Here is a 5,165-nt window from a genome sequence, read left to right on the forward strand (position 1 = left end):
ATGGTGAGCGGCATGCGGTCGTGGACGCGGCCGGCGGAGTCGCTGGCGTCGGTGGTGATGACGGTCGTGGTGGCGAGCCAGGCGAGCGGGTCGTCCTCGGGCCGGGTGCGGTCGCGCCAGAACTCGTAGAGGCCCGCCATCAGCATCACGCCGCCGGTGCTGAGGAAGTACGGCTGCTTGTACTTCTTCCGGTCGGCGGTGGCGGGCACCTCACGCCACTCGTAGTAGCCGTCGGCGGGGATGACGCAGCGGCGGGCGGTGAAGGCCTTGCGGAAGGCGGGCTTGGTGTCGACGGTCTCCGAGCGGGCGTTGATCATCCGGGCGCCTCCGGAGGGGTTCTTGGCCCAGGACGGGACGAGGCCCCAGCGCAGCGGGCGGAGTTGGCGCAGCACCTCGCCGGTCTCCCGGTCGACGCGTTCCAGGACGGCCGGCACCGGGTCGGTGGGGGCGACGTTCCAGCTCGGGGCGAAGGTCTCGGCAGGGTCCCAGCGGAGCTCTCCGAGCAGGGAGACGAGGTCCTGGGGCGTGGTGGTGGAGACGAAGCGGCCGCACATGCCCCCAGCCTGCCACTCCGTACGGACAACCGCGCAGAGCGGCTCAGCGCGCCCGGTTTCCCGCCGGGCCGTGCCCGCCCGGGGTGTGGCCGAAGGTGCGGCGGAACACGTCGATGCCGCTGCTGAGTCGTCCGGGGCTGGCAACCCGGCCGAGCGGCTCGCCATCGCCATCAATCTATCGCATCTGATACGTTCGTTTTCGGAACGATAGATCAGTGGGGAGCGGTCATGCCGAAACGCAACAGACGTCGCTGGTTCCTGGGCTCACTCCTGTCCGTGGCGGTGCTCGTGCTCGGGGCGGGCGGCTGGGTGCTGTACCAGAACGAGTACGACCTCGAGGAGGAGCGCGTCACCATCACGGGCGGCAAACAGCCGCTCCGGGGCGTCCTGGCCCGCCCGACCGGCGGGCAGGGCCCGTACGGACTGGTCGTCCTCGTCCACGGAGACGGGCCGATCGACGCCACCCACGACGGCTGGTACCGGCCGATCTGGGAGGCCATGGCCAAGGCCGGCTACGCCACGCTGTCCTGGGACAAGCCCGGCATCAACGGCGCCCCCGGCAACTGGCTGGACCAGAGCATGCAGGACCGCGCCGACGAGACCGTCGCCGCGATCGAGTGGGCCAAGGCCCGGCCCGACATCGACCCGGGCCGGATCGGCCTGTGGGGTGCCAGTCAGGCAGGCTGGGTGATGCCCAAGGCCGCCGCGCAGTCCCCGGACGTGAGGTTCGTGATCGCCGTCGCCCCCGCGATCAACTGGCTCCAACAGGGCCGCTACAACCTGCTCGCCGAACAGCGGAAGAAGCACGCCACCCCGGAGGAGACGGCGGCCGCGATCGCCCGGAGCGACCGGACCAGGGCGGCGCTGGCGGCCGGACAGAGCTTCGACCGGTTCAAGGCCGACGGCGGCGACGTGGACGGACTCACCCCGGACCGCTGGGAGTTCATCCGTCGCAACCACCTCTCGGACGCCGGCGCGGACCTCGCCCGGGTCAAGGTCCCGGTCCTGCTGATCCTCGGCGGCAAGGACGTCAACGTCGACAGCGACGACACCGAGGCCGGCTACCGCCGGATCCTCACCGAGCCGGGCCGCCTCCGGGTGCTGCGCTTCCCGGACTCGACGCACAACATCGTCCCCGAGGACGTCGAGGACTCCGAGCTCAGGAGCACCCTCCTCGCGATCGCCGCGCCGCGCTCGCTCTTCACCCCCGGCTACCTCGACGGGATGCGGGAGTTCCTGACCTCGATGGACCGGACGAACCGGCGGAAGGGATGACGATGACGAAGGTGCTCGCCCTCGGCGGGGCCGGCGAGGTGGGCAGGGTCGCCGCCCGGGTCACCGCGGGGCTGCCCGGCGTCCGGGAGCTGGTGATCGCCGACCGCGACCTGGCCGCCGCCCGCCGTACGGCCGCCGTGCTCGCCGGAAGCGTGCCGGTGCCGGTCCGCGCGCGGCGGGTCGACGTCACCGACCGGGCCGAACTGGACGCCGCGCTCGGCGGGGTGGACGCCGTCCTCAACACCGTCGGGCCGTACTACCGCTTCGGCCTCGACGTGCTGCGCGCCGCGATCCGCACCGGGACGGACTACCTGGACATCTGCGACGACTGGGAACCCACCGTCGCGATGCTGGAACTGGACGACGAGGCCCGCGCCGCCGGGGTCCGCGCCGTGATCGGCATGGGCGCCAGCCCCGGCGTGAGCAATCTGCTGGCCGCCCGCGCCGCCGCCCGCCTCGACACCCTGACCGACCTCCACACCGCCTGGCCCGTCGACATCGGCCCCGAGCCCGAGGACACCGCGCCGGTCGACGCGGACGGCGCCCCGCTGGCGGCGGCCGTGCACTGGATGCAGCAGATCAGCGGCACGGTCGCGGTGGTGGAGGGCGGCCGGATCGCGCAGCGGCCGCCGCTCACCCCGGTCGCCCTCGACCTGCCCGGCGGCCACCGGGGCACCGCGTACACCGTCGGGCACCCGGAACCGGTCACCCTGCACCGCACCCTGCGGCCGGGCGGCGACGCGGCCGGCCTGATGGTGGTGACGGCCGGCACCGCCGCCTACCTGGACGTGCTGCGCGAGGACCTCGACGCGGGCCGGCTGAGCAACGAGACGGCGGCCGCCGACCTCAACCGCCCCACCCTGCGCCGGACGCTGCGCGCGGGCGCCCGCGCCGTACGGTTCCGCGGCCCGGGCACCCTGCCCGGCTTCTTCGCGGCCGCCACCGGGCGGGTCGACGGCGGTCCGGTGAGAGTCCTGGTCCGGCTGACCGGCGCGGAGTCGCTGCTGAATGACATGGCCGAGAGCACCGGTGTCCCGGCCGCCCTCGGTCTCGCCCAGCTCCTCGACCGCACGGTGCCCACGCCGGGCGTCCACCCGCCGGAGACGGCCGTCGACGCGGAGCGCTTCTTCGCCGACCTGGCGCGCCACTGCCCGGGGGTGGGTGTGTCGGTGCTCGAAGGGTCGTCCTGACGTCCTGAAGTGTCCTGGGGCCGTGAGCTTCTGAGGTCCGGAGGTGTGCCGGGGCCCCGGCGGAGGATTCCGCCGGGGCCCCGGTGTGCCTCGACGGCTCAGGACACCGCAGTCCACGCCTGGCCGGCCGCCGCGGTGGTCGGCGCGTCCGTGGTCACGGTCGAACCGGCGCTGCCGGAACCGGCGTTGAGGGCGAGGCCGGTGGCGACGTTGGTGATGGTGAGGGCGCCGCTCGCCGGGTCCTGGTTCACCTTCCACTCCTGCCAGGGGTTACCGGGCGAGTAGTCGAGCAGGTAGGCGCTGTTGCCGGGGGAGGTCCCGGCGGCGAGCACGGTGTGGTGGTGGGTGGAGGTGTCGCAGTTGTCGCTGATCCGCACCGTGCCGTCGGGGTTGGTGGTGAAGGTCCACTGTTCGGAGGTGTGGGTGGGCCACCAGGTGTTGACGTCCGCGACCGAGGCGAGCGGCGAGGAGCAGGTGCCGGCGACCTCCAGGACGAGACCGCCGGTTCCTCCGGCGCTCAGCGCGTGGTACCGGCCGTCGTCGACCACGGCCGCCTTGACGCCCCCGGCCGGCTGGGCGCCGAGGCGGTACAGGGCCACCGCGTGCGGAGCGAGGGAGGCGCTCAGCGGGCCGGTGACGGTCGAACTCGCGCCCGTCCAGACCTCCTTGGCGCCGTAGCCGGTCCCGGAGAGGCCGAGTTCGGCGAGGCTGGTGCTCACCGTGTGGGCCGCCGAGGGGTCCTGGTTGACCAGCAGGACGGCGGTGTCCCCGTTCGCCAGCTGCCGCTTGAGGACGACCGGCGCGGTGCCGTTCGCGGGCTTCGCGCCGACCAGGGTGGCGGGCTTGGCCAGGCTGTCCTGGTCGATGGCGATCATGTCGCGGTTCTTGAGGACGGCCAGGCTGGTGGCACCGATCCCGGTGGACCAGGTGTACCCGCGGTCGCTGTGCTGGGACTGCGCGGCGGTCCGCAGGTCGGCGCCGGAGATCAGCGGGGCGGCGAGCATGGCGAGGACGGAGGCCTCGGTGCGGGACTCGTCGTCGGTGAAGGGCTTGTGGCAGGTGCAGGTGTCGGTGGTGCCGTAGAGGCCGAAGACGTCCTGCCAGCCGGTGAACATCATGTCGAGGTCGTTCCAGCTGCCCGGGCGGACGTTGCCCGGGTACTGCAGCGCGGTCTGCAACTGCCCGTTCCAGAGCACCCCGTCGAGCTCGCTGTCCCGGTCGCCGCCGATCCGGCAGAGGTTGGCGACCTGGCCGCACCAGACGCCGGTCGGCGCGTAGCCGGGAGCCTGGAACGGGCCCGTCCCGGCGGCCTGGACGACCGGGTCGGTGCGGGCCGGGTCGTCGGCGGCGAGCAGGTAGGGGACGCCGGAGTGGACGGGCTGCGCGGAGACGCTGAGGGTGACCTTCGGCCTCCCCTGAGCGGCGGATGCGGCGTCGAGGGCGTGCTGGAAGGTCTGCACCCGGGCGTAGATCGAGCGGGTCAGCTCCTTGCCCTCGCCCTGGGTGTAGTAGTTGTGGCCGTCCGGACCGACGATCTGCGGACCGTACGGGCAGTCGTCGTACTTGACGAAGTCGACGCCCCAGGAGACGAAGTCGGCGGCGTCGGTGGACTCGTGGCCGAGACTGCCGGGGTGCATCTGGCAGGTGACGTAGGTGTCGGTGGCGTAGAGGCCGAACTTCATGCCCTTGCTGTGCGCGTACTGGGCGAGGTACGCGATGCCGTTCAGGGTCCGCCCGTTGACGGTCTGCGCGGGGAAGTGGTCGGGGCGCGGGATCAGGTGGCCGGAGGTGGGGTCGTTGCCGGTGCCGTCCGTTCCGCTGACCGGGTTCCCGGCGTTGTCGTACAGCTGCATTCCGCCGTCGGGGTTGCGCACCAGGTCGGTGGTCTGGCCGTCGCGGTGCCAGAGCGACCAGCCGTCGTCGATGGTGACGGTGTCGTACCCGGCGGAGACCAGGCCGTTGGCGGACATGAAGTCGATGGTCTGGACGACCTGGTCCTCGGTGACCTCGGTGCCGAGGGAGTTCCAGGAGTTCCAACCCATCGGCGGGGTCAGAGCGTTGCCGTTGCCGAGGGCGGCGGCGGGGGTGGCCGCACCGAGGCCGAGGGCACCGAGGCCGCCGGTGGCCAGGGCCAGCGCGAGCAGGG

General features: G+C 72.9%; 4 protein-coding genes. 2 read left to right on the plus strand and 2 right to left on the minus strand.

Features of this window, described 5'->3' with window-relative positions:
• A partial coding sequence (locus J0670_RS29530) for an SOS response-associated peptidase (RefSeq protein WP_207814757.1) occupies positions 1 to 554 on the minus strand: 554 nt, incomplete at its 3' end.
• Between the two features lie 228 nt (positions 555 to 782).
• On the opposite strand from J0670_RS29530, the gene J0670_RS29535 reads away from it, so the two are divergent.
• A complete protein-coding gene (locus tag J0670_RS29535) occupies positions 783 to 1,829 on the plus strand; it encodes a S9 family peptidase (RefSeq protein WP_207814758.1) in 1,047 nt (348 codons plus the stop codon).
• Positions 1,826 to 3,019 (plus strand): saccharopine dehydrogenase family protein, encoded by a 1,194-nt coding sequence (locus tag J0670_RS29540; RefSeq protein WP_243437700.1) that lies wholly within the window; start codon positions 1,826 to 1,828, stop codon positions 3,017 to 3,019. The genes J0670_RS29535 and J0670_RS29540 overlap by 4 nt, the downstream gene beginning before the upstream one ends.
• A gap of 98 nt (positions 3,020 to 3,117) precedes the next feature.
• Here the strand turns inward: J0670_RS29540 and J0670_RS29545 are convergent.
• A partial coding sequence (locus J0670_RS29545; protein WP_207814759.1) for an alpha-galactosidase occupies positions 3,118 to 5,165 on the minus strand: 2,048 nt, incomplete at its 5' end.

It is taken from the genome of Streptomyces sp. FH025, from assembly GCF_017427025.1.
GTDB lineage: Bacteria > Actinomycetota > Actinomycetes > Streptomycetales > Streptomycetaceae > Kitasatospora.

What these genes read in the sequence shown, in the direction of transcription:
- J0670_RS29540 (WP_243437700.1), top strand. Translation starts at nt 1,826, where the DNA reads ATGACGATGACGAAGGTGCTCGCCCTCGGCGGGGCCGGCGAGGTGGGC.
- J0670_RS29535 (WP_207814758.1), top strand. Translation starts at nt 783, where the DNA reads ATGCCGAAACGCAACAGACGTCGCTGGTTCCTGGGCTCACTCCTGTCC.